Source organism: Trichocoleus sp. FACHB-40 (genome assembly GCF_014695915.1).
GTDB lineage: Bacteria > Cyanobacteriota > Cyanobacteriia > Cyanobacteriales > FACHB-T130 > Funiculus > Funiculus sociatus.
Window position 1 is genome coordinate 1 of sequence record NZ_JACJPF010000059.1, and the last position, 18,569, is coordinate 18,569.

The following is an 18,569-nucleotide window of genomic DNA, read 5'->3' on the forward strand; positions in this document are numbered from 1 at the left end:
TACTACCCACAACGGATAACGGGGTTGGGTGCGGAAATCTCGAATTTGTTGCAGATGCGCTATCAAGCTCATTACACTAACGTAGACAACGACTACCTCTCCATTTTCTTCATGCTCTTTTTTCTCTCACCAATGAATCAGCCCTGCGCTTAAAAAGGGGGATTGCAGGGTGGTTTCATTTATTAAAAGAAAATTCTGTAACGTTGATTTTGTTTAGTGGTAGGGGCATGGTATTGCCATGACCCTACAAAATCTCGCAATTTCCGATATTTTCTAAGGGTTGTATGAAACCACCCTGCCCTTTTTAAGGGGGATTGGGGGGATCAAATGTATTGCATCAAAAAAGTGAATTCGGGTAAATTCACGTTTTTACTGAAAGATCCTGAAAAAGTTAAAGAAAGTGAAAATACTCCCAACCGGACTTAAAATCGTGCCTAGAGTATCTGAGACACTAGCAAGACCGGAGCGGTTTACAACAACTACATCGTTATTCCGCAGAATGGGATTGCTTTGATCGTTGATCCCCTGAGCCAAATTTATATCCACCGTCCGTTTAGAGACGGTGCCGTTGGGGTTGAGGCGAATCAGATCAACCCGGCTCTTGCGGGCGCGATTGTTGAACCCGCCAGCTGCCAGCAGCGCTTGATTTAAAGGGGTGTTGGGTGGCACCTCCACAGACCCAGGCCTGGCGACTTCCCCAACCACATTCACTCTAATGAGATTAGGAGAAAAACTAGCTGCTGCTATTTGGGGTGCTTCCGCTGGGTCTATGTTAGTGGCTGTGGGAATTGCAATAGTATCTCCCTCTTGCAAAATTGCATCTTGAGCCAGATCCCCGCCTTGTAATAGTTGCCAGAGGTCTACGGCGATCAACTGTTCGGCACCTGTTCTGGTAGGGCGGCGGATTTCGACGCGGCGAATGTCAGCTGAGGGTGTAATCCCGCCAGCGAGTTGAATTGCCCGCGTGACTGTGGGGCGATCGCCTACAACATTTCCAGCTCCACCGGGAAGGGCGCTGGGGCCAGTGACTCCGGCGGGATTCTGAACGACGTTTCCTGACGTAACCGTATAAGGGCCGGGACGCAATACTTCACCGACAACAATAATTTTCAGCGGTACGTTTGGCTGGGATGCAAAGGTGGCATCAGCTAGTAGACGGTTTTCGGCGCTATTGAGAGTTGTGGTTGTGGGGATAAAAATTGTATCGCCATCTCGCAGAGAGATGTCTTGACTCAGGTCGCCGTTCCTGAGTAAATCAAAAAGATCGACGCTGAACTGTTGCTGCCTTCCAGGGGCGCCCCGGCGGCGGATCTGCACTGAGCGGACGTTTGCTACTTGGGTAATGCCTCCAGCCAGCTGAAGTGCCTGAGTAACTGTGGGAAATGTTCTACCTTCAGTTAGGGGAACGGTGTAGGAACCGGGACGAGTGACTTCTCCGGCGACGCTGAGTTTGACGGGACGGGGCAAGAGCAGACTCACGGTGAGTACGGGGCGTCTGACAAAGCGAGCATAAAGGTTAGAAATTCTATCGCTTGCTTGTCTGATTGTCAGTCCCTCAACTTCTACGCTGCCGACGATTGGCAGGTTGAGGGTGCCATCGACTAAAACCTGATATTCGCCGCTGTATTCGGGAACGTCAAAAATATCCAGACGAATGCGATCGCCCCCTCCCAATGTGTAAGCTGTTTCTGTCGGCGCTCGATTGACATTTGGAACATTTTGTGTACGCGGAGCGGGAGGCGGCTGGAAATTAGGAAGTTGAGCCATTACCGGAAGGGAAGCGTTCGTGGAAGCGATCGCTACCACAGAGAAACCCGCAATCGGTCGAACCAGAAATCGACGAAAACTAGCACCAGTCATAGAAAAATTACCGCTTGTGTCAGATTGTTTTTTTGCGCTTACGTTAGCACTATGTATTCAAAAACTATTGAGTTTCGTTACACAAAGTCACGCCTATGACGGATAAAATCCCAAAAAAGTTGCAATATATAGTTGAATCACAACCGTAATTTTCTCAAAGTCGTGTAACTTTGAGGTGACAATAGAAATTGCGGCAAGTAGAGGAGTGGTAAGGTCATGACACCAGCAAAGGGTAGGGGTCGTTTAAATCAAATAAACAGGAAGCTGTGGTACAGAGTACCCATCTTAATGAGTTTCTTTGTGGGCAGTGGGGGAATCTACGCGGTAAACAGTTGGGCTTCCCCGGCAGCCAATTCTAGGATAGTGGCATCAAACCCACAAAGCAGAGGGAGCGGAGCCACTGGGGAAGCACTCATGGAAACCATTATGGGGGCTGATGCTCTGCGTCCACCAACGAACCCGCCTGCTGGAGGAACCGCCACCAGATCCAATTCGGCGCGACAGAGAAAGAGCGTACAGCAACGCCCGGTGATTAAAGCGCCAGCGCGAGTGGCACAAGCAGTAAGCAGCTTCCCTGATGTTCAGGGAAACTGGGCGCAAGCTTTCATTGAAGAACTGGCAGCCAGAGAAGTTATCGTCGGCTTTCCCGATGGCACCTTCCGCCCGAATGAACCCGTTACCCGCGCTCAGTTCGCCGCCATGATCCGGAAGGCGTTCCAAACAACTGCCACTCGCCAAGCAGTGGATTTTGTGGATGTACCTCCGAATTTCTGGGCTTATACGGCAATTCAGGAAGCATACCGGACTGGATTTTTGGAAGGGTATCCTAATCGAGTTTTCCTTCCCAATCAAAGTATCCCTCGCGTCCAAGTTTTAGTTTCATTGGTGAGTGGGCTTAACCTGCAACCGACGGAAAACGTAGCTTTAAACACCTTTTATCAGGATGCTGCCAGCATACCTGACTATGCGCGGATTGCGATCGCAGCTGCCACCGAAAATCAACTTGTTGTCAATTTTCCCAACGTTGCTCTGCTTAATCCTAATCAGGTAGCAACTCGTGCCGACGTAGCAGCATTTATCTACCAGGCGTTAGTTAACGCGGGGCAATTGCAGCCGCTACCCGCAACCAACGTAGCTACTCGTTACATTGTCGGCTACGAACCACCAGTAGCATCAACACCCCCACTTACCGCCGAACAAGTTGCAGCCCTCAGACAGCAGTATCGACTTCCCGAACCATCTATAGTAGAAGAACTACGGCGCTTAATTGGCGGTAACTCCAGTATTGGTACACCCACAGGTTTCGGCGCTGACCGGGGACAGGCATATATCGGCGCAGGCTACCAAGAAAGAACCCGTGGAACATATAAAGATGATGGGGTGATTGCAGCTGGTATTGGTCTTGGTGATGCCAGAAAAGCCGTTGGTGTAGAAGGCACAGTCTCAATTTATGACCTGTTCGGCGATGATAGCTTCGAGGATGGCGGCATTAGCTTCAAAGTTCACCGTCTGTTTGGCGAGGACTTAGCAGTTGCTGTAGGAGTTGAAAATTTCGATACCTTTGGAAATCCCGACCCCGGCTACAGCACCGTTTATGGTGTCGTCAGTAAAGTTTTCCCACTAGCATCTCGGACAACATCCGGCTTTACCCCTTCTGTCACCGCTTCTGTGGGCTTGGGCGGCGGTCGCTTCCGTTCTCTGGCTGATATCAGGGCTGGCAGAGATTCTGTGAATCCGTTTGGTAGCGTCGGCGTGCGGGTGGCTCAACCCATCTCTCTTATTGCAGAATGGAGTGGTCAAGATTTGAATTTGGGTGCTTCTATCGCTCCATTCCCGAATATACCCCTAATCATCACCCCAGGTGTTGCCGATGTGACGGGTAATGCTGGTAGCGGTGGAGGAAGGTTTATTCTGGGTGTAGGTTATGGCATCACCTTCTAAAAGGTAAAAGGCAAAAGGCAAAAAAGTTTTTCCTTAGCCAATGTGTAGTAGGTATTTCATTTATAGAATTGGGAAAAATTGTATGGTTCTCAAACGTTTTTCTTTACATCTTGGTCTGAGTTTGGCTGTAGGCTTTTCTCTTTTGTTGGCAAACACAAAAGCTCATGCTCAAGTGGGCAACGCTTCCGATATTACTGGGCCAATTCCCACGACTAGCGACATTGTTAACGGCGCTTTCATCCCCAGTGGAGGCGGAGCATCTGGCAGAATATCATTTAGAAATTCCGACGCTGTTAATCGGGCAGCTGACTCAATTAATTCTCAGCTAGCAAATAGTAGCTTAGGGAGTGTATTGACTGGTAGTGGAAATGTTTCAACTAACGCTAACCAGATTATAACCACTCTAGGTAATGCTTCCGGAGGCAGCAATCCAGCACTGGTGAGAAATCTGCTTGCCAGCTTGCAAGGACTAACATCAAATGGTACGGTCAATGCGGGTGAGTTGAGGGCAGCAATTGCCGCTTATAATGCTTTGATAAATGGCAGTGGGGGCGAGTTTTTGAACGGTCGTCCAGACGAATTGCTGACTATCCGAGCAGTTTTAGAAGCTTTAGTTAATGCTTCAGGTACCTAACAAGCGAGTTAATAGTTGGGAGTTAGTAACTCTTAACTATTAACTTAATTAGTTTTCAGCCCATCTTGGACACGTAATTAATCATGTCGCAAGAGCTAAGTATTGGCATAGTAATTCCCTCCTATAATGAAGGGCAAGATTTGGTCAATACGCTCAAAACCATTTTTAATCAAAGTTCTCCGTTTGCGGAAGTTATCGTTGTAGATGACTCATCCGATGGAACCGATCGCTTAGTTGCTGATACTTTTGGGGATCGGGTAAAATTAATTCATCGCGATCGCGCTTTAGGGCGATCTTCTGCACGTAATGTAGGCGTACAGCGTTCCACATCTGATGTAGTGGTAATTTTAAATGCTGATGTCAGCTTGCCACCTAATTTTTGTGAATATTTACAAAAAAAATACAAGGACGAAGATTGTGATGCCTTCGGAGTTGGTCTAACAATTACCAACACTCAGCATCCATACCCCTGTTATCGCTATGCTCTCTATTTAACCCATGTTTATCGAAGAAAAGTTTGGACAGAAGGCTTTTCTGTCCGGCGTTCAATTTTCTTCAAAACGCAGGGTTTTCCGACTGGGTATCCTCTGGCTATCCTCGCAGGGGAAGATACTGAGTTCGTTTTTGATTTACAGCGAATAGGAGCCAATATCTGTTTTGACTTTGAGTATAAAGTTAGCACAGTGATGCCAGAAGATGCAGAAACTATTGAAAGTCAATTGCGAGGTCGAGCCTCTCTACGTACCTTACACTTTGTTTATGACAAATCGTTGGGAGAATTAATACCTCGTTGCATTCTTAAGCAGATTCGGCGGCTAGTTGTTGTAGCCACAGTTCTACCATTTTGTTACCAGATAATCCGGTTATGGCTGCATTTTAATCAAGGATGGAAAGATTTAGGAAATTATGCTAAGTATGAACTGTATGACAAGTGGTTGCGATCGCATCAAGAATGGTTGGATCTGGCAAACTTTGTAAGCATATATAGAGACAAGGGGTATAACTTACGTGATATTCTGCTCAAGCGACCTTCTCAACTGCTGAAAATAAGTCAATAATTTTAAGAATTATGCTCGATGCTACCGATCTTTCACCAGTTGATTTTCGCTTCGATCCGAATCTGGGAACATCTGTACGTGATCGCATTCGAGATGCTGCTGACAATCTAATTCGCCGCCCTTTTTATAAAATACTGTATAAAAAAAAATTTGCCCAACAACCTTATCCTATTAATTTGGTACTTCCCGCCAAAGGGATGTCCACATTAGCAAAGCGTCATTGGGTGGATCGATATCTTAAGATTCAAAATTCCCGTCTACTTGTGATTGGTTGTGGAACTGCTTGGGATTTTGGCTCTTATCTACGCTTCAAACCTAAAGAAATTGTCGGGATAGATTTATATAATTTTGAGGGCTGCTGGCAAAAAGTTCAAGCGTATGTTAATAAAGCTGGGTTGCCAACTAAAGTAAGTTTTCATCAAGCAGATATTGCGGAACCCAATCCCAAAAATATGGGAGAGTTTGACATTATTTGCAGCGATGCGGTGTTTGAACATTGCCGAGACTTAGAAAATGTACTGAAAACTCTGTATAACCTTCTGCGTCGCCAAGGCGTTATGTATGCCAGTTATGGACCACTGTGGTACTGTTGGAATGGAGACCACTTTTCGGGACGCGATCACATTGAGGAGGGATATAACCATTTGTTACTCGATCCCGTTGCCTACAAAGATTATTACTATACCCATTTGCGAGATGCTGATTTTGAATTGCAAAATGGAGGTCGATATATAGAGTTAGATTTATTTAGTAAACTTTCGAGCCGTGAATATTTTGACCTTTATAATCAAGTAGGTTTCCGGAGCAAATCAGTTATAGTTGACTTTCATGTTAAAGCTAATTCCTTGCGTTCTACCCCTCTATTTAAACAACTAATTTTTAAGTTTCCCCATTTAACAGCCGATGATTTTTTAATTAGAGGACATCTGATTATTTTAGGAAAACATTAAAATTAACACAAAACTGTATGGAGCCGATCAAATTTTACGAAAAGTATGCAATTGAGTATGGTGAAAATGCTTCGATACCTGAGCCGATAGCTTTTTCAGGAACATGGGGGAGCAAAACCAGGATTCAACTAGCTTATGAAATGCTGGCACCTTATGCACCTTTTGATAGTTTCTTTGATGTTGGTTGTGGGAATCTGAGCAATTTAGTAACTTTGCAAAATCTATTTAACAAAGGTTTTGGAATAGATATCGTAGCTTATCCAACCTGGAAACTTTTGCAAGAGAAATTTAGCACCTATCAGCACAATCTCAATTCCGCATCTCTCCCCTTTCCGGATGAAATGTTTGATGCTGTAACTATCTTAATGGTTCTAGAACACGTATTCGATCCTTTTACTGTAATCGAGGAAATTGCTAGAGTAACGAAAGCAAAAGGATATTTAGTAATTAATGTTCCCAATATTGCTTTTATTAAACATCGCATAGGACTGCTGCTCGGTAAATTGCCAGTTACATCTACAGTCAAATGTTGGGAAATGCGAGAATGGGATGGCGGACACATTCACTACTTCACCTTGGATCGTCTAACTTGGTTACTAAGTGAGTTTGGAAATTATCAAGTCTTACAGGTGCAAGGAAGTGGTAAATTAGGGAAATTGAAGCGTCTATTGCCAGGGTTATTGTGCAGTGATTTACAAATTTTGTGTCAGAAAGTAGCTGGATAAAAAGAATAAAGCTCATTTATTTTTGACGTAATATACAAAGATTATTCTTATGGATGCTCAGGAATTACAAAGGCAATACTATCAAAATATTGCTTCTGATTATGAGAAAATACACTTCCAAGAGGAAGATGAACATCTTATTGCCTGCAAGTTTATTAGCTTGTTTTGCTCTGAACTAGAAGTAACTAGCATTTTAGATACTGGCTGTGGTACAGGGAGAAATGTTGCCTATCTGAAATCTTATTTTCCACAAGCGAAAGTGATGGGTAATGATGTTTCTGCTGATTTATTGCAAGTGGCTACTGATAAACATTGTATACCGCCGGAAGATTTAGTTTGTTGTAGCAGCTATAAACTACCATTTGCTGATAACTCATTTGATATCGTGACAGAGTTTGCTATGCTACACCACGTCGCCAAGCCAGATTGTGTTGTGGCGGAAATGTTACGAGTAGCGCGTAAGGCGATTTTTATCAGCGATAGCAATCGTTTTGGACAAGGTAGCTTGTTGTCTCGCTTATTCAAGTTAATGCTCTATAAAACAGGACTTTGGTGGCTGTTTCGGTGGGTAGCAAATGGAGGGAAAAGATGGAATTATTCAGAAGGAGATGGAGTTTACTATTCCTATAGTGTTTTTGATAATTTAAAACAGGTAGAAACAGCCTGTTCAAATGTTTTTGCTATACCTACACGAGCAAGTTATGGTTCAGCAGTATCGCCATTGCTTTTTGCTCCTCAAATATTACTTTGTGGCTTTAAGCAATGAAAGTCACTATCTCTGTATTTGGGCGTTTTCATGCTTTTAACTTGGCGCAGCAATTGCAGCAAAAGCAATGTCTAAAGGCGCTAATTTCTACCTATCCAACTTTTATAATTAACAGGTATGGTATTGAGCATGAGCTAATTCGTTCTATCTGGCATCTGGAAGCATTAATTCGGGCTTGGCGGCGAGTACCTATCTGGCTGAGGGGTACTAATAATCTGCCGTTTTTGTTCCGCGATCGCTTTGATCGAGCTGCCCAAGATTATATATCATCTGGTTCTGATGTATTTGTGGGATGGTCAAGTTTGTGTCTTTACTCTTTACGCAAAGCCAAGGAATTAGGAGCCTTAACTGTAGTCGATCACGGTAGTAGTCACAGGCAGTACCAAACGCAAATTCTGCAAGAAGAATATGAACGCTGGGGACTAAATTTTAATCTTCCCTATGCCGAGATGTACGAGCGTGAGTTACAAGAATACGCGGAGGCAGATCGGATTGCAGTTCCTAGCTTATTTTCCAAGCGCACATTTGTAAAGCGAGGCATATCCGAAAAAAAGCTAATTTATGTTCCTTACGGTACTTCATTGACAGAGTTTTATCCAGTGCCAAAGCTAGATAATATATTTCGAGTAATACACTGCGGTGGGATTATACTGCGTAAAGGCGTGCAGTATTTGGTGAAAGCTTTTTGTGAATTGAAGTTACCAGATGCAGAGTTGTGGCTGGTGGGTTCGCTGGCTCCAGAAATGAAGCCAATTTTAGCTAAGTATGAGAACCAGCGCATTATCCTCAAAGGCAAATATCCTCAAAGTCAATTACACTGGTTTTACTCTCAATGCTCCGTGTTTTGTTTGGCTTCAATTGAAGATGGATTTGGGATGGTGATTGCTCAAGCGATGGCTTGTGGTTTGCCTGTAATTCATACGACTAATACAGGCGGTGAGGATATAGTTAGAGACGGTGTAGATGGTTTTTGCATACCGATTCGGGATGTAGAAGCGCTCAAGGAGAAAATTTTGTTTTTTTATGAAAATCCCGCTCGGCGATCGCATATGGGCGATAATGCCTTAAAACAAGCCCGAAACTCTTTATCTTGGAATGACTACGGTGAAAAAATGATTGCTGCTTACTCTACTGCCTTGGCTGCAAAATAGGTAAGGTTCTTGTCAAGCGTTACTAAATTCCTCAAAGGAGGTTTACTCCTCAGTGTTGCCAGCATAGTAATGCGCCTATCGGGTGTGCTGGTGCTAGTTCCGATAGCTCGACTGCTGGGGCCTAAACATCTAGGAATCTACAGCTTGGTGTTCTCTCTAGTCCAAAGCGGCAATATATTAGGACGCTTGGGAATTGATGCCGCTATGCACCGCAATGGAGCGCACCTCTACAGTACCGATCCAGCTGCAACTGGACGTCTACTTGGAGTAGGTAGCACCTTGATTGGGCTAAGTTTTGCAGCTTTAACAGCGGTGGTCTGGATAGCACGCGAACCTTTGGCAACATATTGGCTAGGTAATCCAGAGGCAGTAGCCTGGTTTAGTTATGCTGCCGTTAATCTGTTTATAGAAGGAATTAGTTGTGTAGCGATGACTGGGCTGTTGAGTCTCCACAACTTTAAAGCCCATTCGCTAGCAACATCTACTGGCAGTTTGGGGCGATTGCTGTTGTCACCGTTGTTGGCATGGTGCTATGGTTTATCGGGTGCATTTCTGGGGCTAATTGTAGCATCTTTGTTGCAAGCCGGAGTCGCATTTGTCTACTTTCGCCGCAGTACCCAGCGACATCATATTTTGCTGAGGTTAGAGGGGTTCTGGCAAGAAAGTTATCAGATTATGCAATTTGGCATTCCCTTCTATGCTGGAAACGCTTTAATTGGGTTAGTATTTCTGCCGATGATGGGGGAAGTCGGGCGAGTAGCGGGATTGGAAACCCTGGGGCAGATCAGGATCGGACAGTCTCTGAGCCAAATCGTGAGCTTTTTGCCGGGAGCGATCGCCCCTGTTGCCATCTCCGTTCTTTCGGAAGCCTACAGCAGTGAAGGAGAAGATTTTCAACGGTTGCGTTCAATTCATTTGCGGAGTAGCTGGATACTTGCTTTGTCGCTAGTTACGTTCTTGAGTGTCACGAGTGCAAGCGTAATTAACCTGTTGTTTGGTAGTGCCTATGAAGCTGCTTTACCGCTCGTAATCGGTTTGAGTTGGTGGGCAGCACTGACTGTAGTTGTAGAAAGCTTTAATCTTTATAGCCTGAGTGCCGGTCACACGAGAGCGATCGCTGTAGGAGCATTACTCCAAAAAATCGTCTTCATCAGCCTCACATTTTGGTTGCTACCGCAGTGGAAAGGCATGGCTTTTATTTTTGGTTTGCTCTTAGGTAGTATCCTACAACTAATTGTGATGGTTACTACCCTGTGGTCACAACTCGAAGCACCATTAAAGCAGCAAATTGGTATGCTGTGCTTGTGGAGTCTAGCGAGTGTTGGATCAACTTATGAGGTGGAACAGTTTAATTTACCAATTTTGGTTAGCTGGTTAGTGGCATTGTTGCTATCGTTGACAATTGCCGGTTTAGGTACCTGGTCAATTTTTAGCTCAAACGAAAAGCAACAGGTGTGGGGTAGAGTTTGTAAATAAGCGATGCTCAAGCCAACCAGAAGTCTATAATTTTGCATTGAACGAAACAGCCAAATCCTATTGGTGCTTGGTTTGCCATAAAGCTAGTTGCAATTTAGTTTAAACTCAAGCGATTTTATATGCCACTTCAATCCTCTCGCTCACTTCTACTTTCTCGGCAGGCAAAAAAATATCATCTATTGATATTGCCGTTTGTATTGGTAGCAATAACTCTGCTCTGTATAGTTTTCTTTCCTAGCTCTATTCCCAGTGGCGATCGCTGGTTAATTTTTGCCGATGGGCTGGGAATATGTATTCTCTGTAGTTGGGCTTTTCTGCGTTCTCCTCTGCAATCAATAGATATTTTTAAACCCCAATTACTTTATAGAGCAATCATTTTTGTTTATTATGGCTTGCCTACGATTTTATTTGCATCTAGTGGAAGTTATGGACCAGACAAAAAATTTACTCTAATATTTGTTAGAAATGCAGAAATAGCTAAATATACTGCAACTTACCTATTTTTATTTACCCTGGTAACTTTAGTTGCGTTTGATATAGGAGTAAAAATAAGCCAAAAAAGTTTGGGGAAGATAGGGTGGCCTTTAAATATTTCTTCTTCTTACTTTAAATGGTTATTTTCTCTATACCTATTCCTAGTAATTCCTATTCGTTCCTTTCAAGTATTTAGTGGGGCTTATATTTTTGAGACAGGTGTATTTAATAAAATTCCAGCTTGGTGGGCATTGCTTAATTATCCAGCGATTCTTATAACTTTTGTCGCAGAAATGTACTGCTTAATCCTAGCTTACTCACCTCGTTACCGTACCTTTGCTCGTCTTAGCATAGCACTATTAATGTTTAGCGAACAGTATTTAGTTGCCTTTTTATCATCATCCAAGCAATCACTGCTTTTAGTAACTCTCAACCTATTATTAGTTTTACGGATAAGCCAAGCAATATCTTTCTTTCAAATCATTTTGCTGACGACCGGAACTGCTCTGGTATTTGCACCTCTAACATTAATTGTTCGCTATATGGATGTGCGTTACCTACGTTCACTAAATCTTTTTGATGCATTATCTTTTGTGGGAAAAACTATGGTTGATACTATTAAAAGCAACTATTTTTCTATAGGAGACTATTTGGCTTTGTCGATTACCTCTTTGTCTAAAAGAACAGATGGTTTTCGCACAGCTGCTCGCTCAATAGATATTGCGATGAATCACCTACAACCAGCGGGAGGAGCAACAGTAATGGCTGGTTTTTATAATTTAGTTCCTTCCTTTCTTTGGCCTGAAAGAAACGAACTTACTAGAAATGTAGTTCATTTTACTACTGTATTTTTTGATAGGACAGGTGAAGATGCATACATAGGAATTGCCATCAGTCAAGCTGCCGAATGGTACTATAACTTTGGATATTATGGGGGATTAATTGCCTGTGCAGTTTTTGCTCTGTCTATAGGTTTTATACTAGGAGCAATATATGGCTCTCCCGAGGAAGGCAAAAAGAATAATTTGTTCTTCTTCGGCTTGGTCATCTATTTACCAATTGCTACGCAGTTTCTATTTCTCGATCTCCCATTATTTACAAGTTTGGCAAATGGTATTCGGTATACAATTATAGGCGCTATCTTTTACTTTTTACTTTCCATAACTCAGAAAAAAACACAGTGAAAGTTCTCCACGTTATACCTTCAATTGCTCCCGTGCATGGTGGAGCAAGTCGGGCAATCTTAGAAATGACAAAAGCCTTACAAGAGCAAGGTGTAAAGGCTGAGATTGTTACGACTAACGACAATGGCTCCGATTTGCTGGATGTCCCATTGCAGAAGTGTATAGAATACGAGCAAGTTCCTGTTTGGTTTTTTCCTCGCTTTTCGCCACCCATTGATTCAGTGCGAGGCTTCGTTTTTTCCAGTCAACTAACAACTTGGCTATGGCGACATATAGCTGAGTACAATATTATACACGTCTATGGAATGTTTTCTTATGTGTCTACGTTAGCGATGGAGATCGCACGAATCAAAAACATTCCTTATATTATACGACCACAGGGACAACTCGGTGAATGGGCTTTACAACAAAGGACTTTTAAAAAACAAATTTATATAACATTAATTCAACGTGCTAATTTAAACTGTAGCCGGGCTGTTCACTTTACATCTGAACAAGAGCAAGAAGAAACCTCTAAACTAAATCTTAAGTCACCCAGTTTTGTTTTAAGAAATGGCTTATTTGTACCTCCTCCAATACCGGAAGCTGGTTATAAATTGCGGCAACTGCTGAAGGTTCCGGAAGATGAACCAGTCATCTTATTTTTATCTCGCTTGCATCCGAAAAAAGGTTTGGATTATCTAATTCCTGCATTGGGAAAAGTGGCAAATCGTCGCTTTACTTTCGTAGTAGCGGGGAGTGGTTCTCCTGAGTACGAGGATACAATTGATACCCTTTTAGTTTCGGCGGGAATTCGCGATCGCACTTATCGCGCTGGCTTCGTGTCTGGTGAAATGAAAGACTTGTTGCTGCAAGGCGCGGATTTATTTGCCCTGACTTCCTACTCGGAAAACTTTGGCATTGCGGTTTTAGAAGCAATGGCGGCGGGGAAGCCAGTTCTCGCAACCTCTGGCGTGGCTCTCGCTTCTGTAGTAAAACAGTATCAACTTGGTTATGTAGCAGAACTGGATGTGGAAGCGATCGCGCTGTTTGTGCAAGATTTCCTCAATTGCCCTCAACAAGCTAAAAAAATGGGCGATCGCGCTCGTAAATTGATTGCCGAGCAGTATACTTGGGAACGTATCGCTACGAAAATGGTTGAAATTTATACTGACATTATTCTACCTAAATAACAGCTAAATTTATGAAAATGAATCCCTTTAATCTAATTCAATTAAAAAAAATATCAAAAATCATTAATTATAAAATTGATGAATTTATCGGTCATTTCTATGATTTAGAAAAAACCCTGTTACAACTTGACACCCGTCCTCCATCCTTAAACTTTGAACTCACAAATATCTGTAATGCTAAATGCGTTTTTTGTGGGTATCAGTACCAAGAAAGGGCTAAATCAATTATGTCAGAGCAAGTCTTTAATAAAGCACTTGCAGATTATATTGATCTAGGAGGTGGTGATATTTTCCTCACGCCTATTGTGGGAGATTCCCTACTAGATCCCAACTTCCTAAACCGAGTATATACATTTAGAAAAGAACCGAAAATCAGGGATGTTCGCCTGATTACCAACGGAATTTTACTAGATAGATTTGGCATAGAAGAAGTAGTACGAAGCGGCATCAATGGAATTTTTATTAGTACCGCTGGCTTTCAAGAGGAAATGTATCAACGGGTATATCGTAATAATAGTTATCAGCGAATGCGAGACAACGTTCTAGCTTTGCTGGAGACTCGTGAAAGACTAGGGATACCACTAGATATTACCATCGGACTCAGAAGCGATCGCCCTTTAGTAGAAGTGATGAAAGATCCTGACTTTCAACCTATCTTAAAGTATAAACCCGAAATTGACTTTACCTGGTCTTTCTACGATTTTGGCGGCAAAATCAAAGAATCCGACTTGCTTGGCACTATGAAAATGCGGCAAGTTGCGGCCGACAAAAAAACACAACCGTGCAAAAATCTGTATGACGGCCCTATAGTTTTGCCTGAAGGCGTGGTGATGGCTTGCTACTGTGCAGCTGCGATGGATGCTATTGAAGATTTAAGTATTGGTAACATTATGAATGAATCTTTAAGAGAAATCTGGACAGGATACCAACGCCAGAAATTAATTGACCAGTTTGAAAAAGATGGTAATCTTAATCCCACCTGTTCTGCTTGCACAGCTTACCGAAATTTAGATTTTTATCGCAGTTCCAAAGGAAGACGGTTTGGTTCTGAAAATGAAGCTAGAGTCAAAGGAGAAAAACTTGACTCTAGTTATCACGAACGTCTTCATTATTGATTACAGTTGTAGGGAGATTAGGGTTTTGAAAATACTTTATCTAAGTCCAATGCGTTCTTGGCTGCGTCATCTAGGTTTAACAAAGTTGCTTGTTTTGCCGCGAACGATAAAAAGCCAGTTGCGTAACGTTGAATATCAAAGAAAACAGCCAGAAAAAGTAGAAGTTAAAGTAGGAAAACATACAGCCAATTTGCTGGTTGCTGATATGATAGAATATTCTCGTGTCCTCTCATTTCAGGAGGATTATCGCATTATCGAAACTCTGTTAAACCGCGTTACCAGTGGCGATTCTTACTGGGATGTAGGAGCTAATATTGGCTTGTACAGCGTACTCTTAGCAAAAGCTGTGGGTGAAAGTGGGAGAGTTTTTGCCTTTGAACCAGAGGAGAGAGCTGGCAATAGATTGCAGCAAAATGTAACTGTTAATAATCTATCAAATGTGCGAATTTTTCCGATAGCATTAGGACGCGATCGCGCTCGTCTAAAATTAAGCGTTTCTCAGCACGCCAGTTCCGGTACCCATAGTCTTGTCATCCCTGAAAATGAAGTTAGCACAACTACAACCGTAGATGTAGATGTAATTCCTGGCGATGAACTTCGCAAACAAGAACAAATTAATGTACCCACAGCTATTAAAGTAGATGTGGAGGGTGCAGAAGAGGAAGTTTTAGCGGGATTACATGAAACTTTACGGCATCCAGATTGTAAAACTGTAGTTTGTGAAATTCATTTTTCTGTGCTGGAATCGCGGGGAATGCCTGAAGCTCCCGCTAGAATTGAACGTTATCTTCAAGAATGTGGGTTTACTCGTACATTTTGGTTAGATTATTCTCATCTGGTTGCTTACAAATGAATTAAATTCTCTCCAGTTTCTCGTTCCCTAGCGTAAGCCCGGAGAATGCCTAGAAAGATAATAAAATTCTATTTTTTTCTGTTTTCATCTACCAATTCAGTAACCAGGGTAATGTTGCTTTCGTTAATTGTTCTCACGAAAAATGAACAGGCAAATCTACCACATTGTTTAGCTAGTTTAGAAAAGCTCGGTGCAGAAGTTTTTGTGGTTGATTCTGGAAGTAGCGATCGCACAGTGGAAATCGCTAAACAATCCGGTTGTCAAGTCTTCGAGCATCCTTTCGAGAATCATGCAGCTCAAATCAACTGGGCTTTACAGAATCTACCCATTAAAACTCCCTGGATTATGCGCCTTGATGCTGATGAGCGCCTAACACCAGAATTAGTTGAAGAATTAAAACAAATCTTACCTTATACAGATGAGAAAATCACCGGATATCAAGTGAAACGCCGCGTGTTTTTCATGGGGCGTTGGATACGTCATGGTGGTTATTATCCAACTTGGCTGCTGCGAATTTGGCGCACAGATTTTGGCATTTGCGAACAGCGATGGATGGATGAACATATTGTTCTTAAACAGGGAAAAATTGCCAAATTTCAGCACGATATCATTGACGAAAACAAAAAAGGCTTGAGCTTCTGGATAGACAAGCACAACCGCTATGCAGATCGAGAAGTGAAAGATATGGTGAGCTTGGTAACAGAAACAGAAGACGATTTGTTAAAAAGCAGTCAATATTCTCAAGCTATTGGGCGGCGCTGGATCAAGAAAAACCTCTACACGCGATCGCCACTTTTCTTGCGTGCCTTCCTCTACTTTCTAATGCGCTACATTATTGGCTTAGGTTTTCTAGACGGTTTGGAAGGTTTGATCTTTCATTTTTTACAAGGTTTTTGGTATCGCTTCCTAGTCGATGCCAAAATTTATGAGTTACAAAAAAAAGAAGTGTCCAGCGCCTAACTCTTGAGTATATTGATGAATGTTTTTCATCACAAGCGCAAAAAATATCGGTTTTTGTATTTAGCAATTTCTGCTTTTATCGTACTGCTAATTGGGATTATTCCGGTGCGAATAGCGATCGCTTTCTCTCAAACACCCATACCTCAAGCTATCTTTACCCTCGGCGGCGGGCCAAATCGAGAAAAATTCACCGCTCAATTTGCCCAAAACCATCCTACACTGGAAATCTGGGTGAGTTCCGGCACTCGTCCAGATATAGCTAGCAAAATTTTTCGAGAAGCCGGAATTTCCGATGAGCGCGTAAATCTCGACCGCCGTGCAGTTGATACTGTGACTAACTTTACCTCTTTAGTTGCTGATTTCAAAAGTCGAAATATTCAACACGTTTATCTGGTTACTTCCGATTTTCATATGCGTCGCGCCATTGCGATCGCTACCATCGTTTTTGGTAGTCAAGGTATTGCGTTCACACCTGTCTCTATTCCCACCAAAAATCCCCCCGAAACTTGGTTGCACATCCTCCGGGATTTTGGTCGTGCTATTCTTTGGCTGTTTACAGGTCGCACTGGTGCTAGCGCGAGAACTTTAATTCATTTATTGGCAAGCGATCGCTCTCTAGTATAAACATTCCATCCAGGCAATTCGTCAACAATAATTTGCTGCGAAAATTCAGGTAAATACTTCAACGTATCTTTATCCTGTGCACTTTTTGGAAAAGCTATTAACTTAATTTGATCAGGAATATAACGCCGAAAATGTTCCTCGTTTACTTTAAATCCAGCTCGTTCTCTATCCAACAATCCAAACGCGAAATGATAAAGCTTCCCCTCTGCCATCAGAGTTGATAATGGGTTCCAGGGAAAATAACCTTCTCCTGGGTGTTTTTTTGAAAAATTATATGCTACTTCTTGCGGATTATTTAATAAATTACTAAATTGATAATCAAGATTTTTAATATTAAAAGATTTAGTGAAAATAAATGCTAGGCATAGTGCTGCAACTAATAATTTTGAAAATTGTTGCAACTTTTTAGTATCTGCACCTACAACTGACTTCAGTAACATCAAGCTACTAGCAGCACAGAGAAAGTAAGTTGTAAGGCTATAAGCATTAACATCTCCCCCCAACTTAGCTCTATGTAGCACCGAAAGTGGCATTCATGTATAAGCAGACAATCAGTAACATTGACCAGCGATTATCACTTAAGTAACGTTTAATATCACTAAAATTGTTTATTTGCAATATTTTTTGATTGTAGGTTAAAACTAATATTACAGCTCCAGGTAATATCCACTCCTTTATTAGTCCAAACCGCAATCTTGATATAGCAACTATAATATTTTCTTTCCAAGAATATTTTTTAGGGATTGTAATTATATTGAACAATAAAGGCTTTGGTTGAAAAATAACCAAGAATATTGTTGCTAACAATGCCCCAAAAACACCTAGATAAATAACATAAAGTTTGAAACTATGACGACCATCAACAAGCAAAATATAAGTTGCCAAGGCAAATGGAAGCGGGACAACAGTCTGTTTTGTGCCAACTGCTAAAACTGCCAATAGAGAAGATAGCAGCAAACTTAGATTACTATTTTTGGGCTGGCGATAGTAGAGAACGGCACAAGCCGCAGCGCTAAGACCTAGTGCAGGCGCATCTGCATGGACTGTGAAAGCTGAGTAACTCAAGGATGGCAATGCGAAGGTAAAGAAACAAAAAATAATAAAACAGCAAAGTGAGTAAACTAAACTTTTAGGAGTTTTAATATTTTCGCCCAGATGTAGCCAAAGTATAGGCAAGAAGAAAAAACAACTACTAATAAATACTGCTGAAATAACTGCCCAAGTTGGAGAATTTGCCAGGGTAGCAGGTAAGTAGGCAAAGGCTGTTAAAGGATTATATACCGTACTTAGTACAGGGCCATTGTCGGCTTCATAATATAATTTGTATCCGTGAATTATTGCAAAGCTTGGGGTGAGACGGCTAGCATTCCAATCCCAAAAAGGCTGTGACAGTATGGAGTTGAGAATTAAGCCCCCAAGTATGGTGAATAATATTGGAGTAAAAGCCGCAACACATCTATCTAACAATTTCCAATTGGATAATCGTTTGAAAATCCATAATCCAAAAGGTATGGAAATGACAATAAAGCTAGTAAGTATGAAAATTACTAAGTTCATATTTTAAAAGCCTACAGGTCTTGATAGTGGGCGAAGTACCGCCCCAATGCAGGTAGAGTGCGCCTATAT

Annotated in this window: 17 protein-coding genes; 14 read left to right on the forward strand and 3 right to left on the reverse strand. The window is 42.2% G+C overall.

Annotated features, from left to right (window positions below):
- Positions 1-369 precede the first annotated feature (369 nt).
- Complete coding sequence (locus H6F63_RS13450; RefSeq protein ID WP_190638059.1) at positions 370-1,860, reverse strand: SLBB domain-containing protein; 1,491 nt, start codon at positions 1,858-1,860, stop codon at positions 370-372.
- Positions 1,861-2,076: 216 nt separating this feature from the next.
- On the opposite strand from H6F63_RS13450, the gene H6F63_RS13455 reads away from it, so the two are divergent.
- The 14 genes from H6F63_RS13455 (at position 2,077) to H6F63_RS13520 (ending at position 16,943) form a co-directional block, all read left to right on the forward strand.
- Positions 2,077-3,801: an S-layer homology domain-containing protein gene (locus H6F63_RS13455; protein WP_190638061.1), complete on the forward strand. Its 1,725-nt coding sequence runs from the start codon at positions 2,077-2,079 to the stop codon at positions 3,799-3,801.
- Positions 3,802-3,883: 82 nt separating this feature from the next.
- Positions 3,884-4,435, forward strand: a complete 552-nt coding sequence (locus tag H6F63_RS13460; RefSeq protein WP_190638063.1) for a hypothetical protein — start codon at positions 3,884-3,886, stop codon at positions 4,433-4,435.
- 83 nt (positions 4,436-4,518) lie between these two features.
- Positions 4,519-5,493 carry a glycosyltransferase family 2 protein gene (locus H6F63_RS13465; protein WP_190638064.1) on the forward strand — a complete coding sequence of 325 codons (975 nt, stop codon included), beginning with the start codon at positions 4,519-4,521 and terminating at the stop codon, positions 5,491-5,493.
- A gap of 11 nt (positions 5,494-5,504) precedes the next feature.
- Positions 5,505-6,443, forward strand: a complete 939-nt coding sequence (locus H6F63_RS13470; RefSeq protein WP_190638066.1) for a class I SAM-dependent methyltransferase — start codon at positions 5,505-5,507, stop codon at positions 6,441-6,443.
- A gap of 17 nt (positions 6,444-6,460) precedes the next feature.
- On the forward strand, positions 6,461-7,168 hold the full coding sequence (locus H6F63_RS13475; protein WP_190638067.1) for a class I SAM-dependent methyltransferase: 708 nt from the start codon (positions 6,461-6,463) through the stop codon (positions 7,166-7,168).
- 49 nt (positions 7,169-7,217) lie between these two features.
- Positions 7,218-7,934: a class I SAM-dependent methyltransferase gene (locus tag H6F63_RS13480; protein WP_190638069.1), complete on the forward strand. Its 717-nt coding sequence runs from the start codon at positions 7,218-7,220 to the stop codon at positions 7,932-7,934.
- Positions 7,931-9,085 (forward strand): glycosyltransferase family 4 protein, encoded by a 1,155-nt coding sequence (locus H6F63_RS13485; protein ID WP_190638071.1) that lies wholly within the window; start codon positions 7,931-7,933, stop codon positions 9,083-9,085. The genes H6F63_RS13480 and H6F63_RS13485 overlap by 4 nt, the downstream gene beginning before the upstream one ends.
- A 9-nt stretch (positions 9,086-9,094) precedes the next feature.
- Entirely contained in the window at positions 9,095-10,561 is a 1,467-nt protein-coding gene (locus H6F63_RS13490; protein WP_190638073.1) for an oligosaccharide flippase family protein, read from the forward strand.
- A gap of 119 nt (positions 10,562-10,680) precedes the next feature.
- Complete coding sequence (locus H6F63_RS13495) at positions 10,681-12,219, forward strand: hypothetical protein (protein WP_190638074.1); 1,539 nt, start codon at positions 10,681-10,683, stop codon at positions 12,217-12,219.
- Positions 12,216-13,391 carry a glycosyltransferase gene (locus H6F63_RS31015; RefSeq protein ID WP_190638076.1) on the forward strand — a complete coding sequence of 392 codons (1,176 nt, stop codon included), beginning with the start codon at positions 12,216-12,218 and terminating at the stop codon, positions 13,389-13,391. The genes H6F63_RS13495 and H6F63_RS31015 overlap by 4 nt, the downstream gene beginning before the upstream one ends.
- 11 nt (positions 13,392-13,402) lie before the next feature.
- Complete coding sequence (locus H6F63_RS13505; RefSeq protein WP_190638078.1) at positions 13,403-14,506, forward strand: radical SAM protein; 1,104 nt, start codon at positions 13,403-13,405, stop codon at positions 14,504-14,506.
- Between the two features lie 49 nt (positions 14,507-14,555).
- Positions 14,556-15,359, forward strand: a complete 804-nt coding sequence (locus H6F63_RS13510; RefSeq protein WP_190638080.1) for an FkbM family methyltransferase — start codon at positions 14,556-14,558, stop codon at positions 15,357-15,359.
- A gap of 111 nt (positions 15,360-15,470) precedes the next feature.
- Positions 15,471-16,319 (forward strand): glycosyltransferase family 2 protein, encoded by an 849-nt coding sequence (locus H6F63_RS13515; RefSeq protein ID WP_190638082.1) that lies wholly within the window; start codon positions 15,471-15,473, stop codon positions 16,317-16,319.
- A 15-nt stretch (positions 16,320-16,334) separates the two neighbouring features.
- Positions 16,335-16,943, forward strand: a complete 609-nt coding sequence (locus tag H6F63_RS13520; RefSeq protein WP_190638083.1) for a YdcF family protein — start codon at positions 16,335-16,337, stop codon at positions 16,941-16,943.
- Here the strand turns inward: H6F63_RS13520 and H6F63_RS13525 are convergent.
- Positions 16,910-17,476 (reverse strand): hypothetical protein, encoded by a 567-nt coding sequence (locus H6F63_RS13525; protein ID WP_190638085.1) that lies wholly within the window; start codon positions 17,474-17,476, stop codon positions 16,910-16,912. The two genes, H6F63_RS13520 and H6F63_RS13525, sit on opposite strands and share 34 nt — an antisense overlap.
- Positions 17,454-18,500 carry a hypothetical protein gene (locus H6F63_RS13530; RefSeq protein ID WP_190638086.1) on the reverse strand — a complete coding sequence of 349 codons (1,047 nt, stop codon included), beginning with the start codon at positions 18,498-18,500 and terminating at the stop codon, positions 17,454-17,456. The genes H6F63_RS13525 and H6F63_RS13530 overlap by 23 nt, the downstream gene beginning before the upstream one ends.
- Between the last annotated feature and the right edge of the window lie 69 nt (positions 18,501-18,569).

Excerpts from the sequence above, each read along its gene's own strand:
- H6F63_RS13450 (WP_190638059.1), bottom strand. The coding sequence starts at position 1,860 with ATGACTGGTGCTAGTTTTCGTCGATTTCTGGTTCGACCGATTGCGGGT.
- H6F63_RS13455 (WP_190638061.1), top strand. The coding sequence starts at position 2,077 with ATGACACCAGCAAAGGGTAGGGGTCGTTTAAATCAAATAAACAGGAAG.
- H6F63_RS13460 (WP_190638063.1), top strand. The coding sequence starts at position 3,884 with ATGGTTCTCAAACGTTTTTCTTTACATCTTGGTCTGAGTTTGGCTGTA.
- H6F63_RS13465 (WP_190638064.1), top strand. The coding sequence starts at position 4,519 with ATGTCGCAAGAGCTAAGTATTGGCATAGTAATTCCCTCCTATAATGAA.
- H6F63_RS13470 (WP_190638066.1), top strand. The coding sequence starts at position 5,505 with ATGCTCGATGCTACCGATCTTTCACCAGTTGATTTTCGCTTCGATCCG.
- H6F63_RS13475 (WP_190638067.1), top strand. The coding sequence starts at position 6,461 with ATGGAGCCGATCAAATTTTACGAAAAGTATGCAATTGAGTATGGTGAA.
- H6F63_RS13480 (WP_190638069.1), top strand. The coding sequence starts at position 7,218 with ATGGATGCTCAGGAATTACAAAGGCAATACTATCAAAATATTGCTTCT.
- H6F63_RS13485 (WP_190638071.1), top strand. The coding sequence starts at position 7,931 with ATGAAAGTCACTATCTCTGTATTTGGGCGTTTTCATGCTTTTAACTTG.
- H6F63_RS13495 (WP_190638074.1), top strand. The coding sequence starts at position 10,681 with ATGCCACTTCAATCCTCTCGCTCACTTCTACTTTCTCGGCAGGCAAAA.
- H6F63_RS13505 (WP_190638078.1), top strand. The coding sequence starts at position 13,403 with ATGAAAATGAATCCCTTTAATCTAATTCAATTAAAAAAAATATCAAAA.
- H6F63_RS13510 (WP_190638080.1), top strand. The coding sequence starts at position 14,556 with ATGCGTTCTTGGCTGCGTCATCTAGGTTTAACAAAGTTGCTTGTTTTG.
- H6F63_RS13515 (WP_190638082.1), top strand. The coding sequence starts at position 15,471 with ATGTTGCTTTCGTTAATTGTTCTCACGAAAAATGAACAGGCAAATCTA.
- H6F63_RS13520 (WP_190638083.1), top strand. The coding sequence starts at position 16,335 with ATGAATGTTTTTCATCACAAGCGCAAAAAATATCGGTTTTTGTATTTA.
- H6F63_RS13525 (WP_190638085.1), bottom strand. The coding sequence starts at position 17,476 with ATGCCACTTTCGGTGCTACATAGAGCTAAGTTGGGGGGAGATGTTAAT.
- H6F63_RS13530 (WP_190638086.1), bottom strand. The coding sequence starts at position 18,500 with ATGAACTTAGTAATTTTCATACTTACTAGCTTTATTGTCATTTCCATA.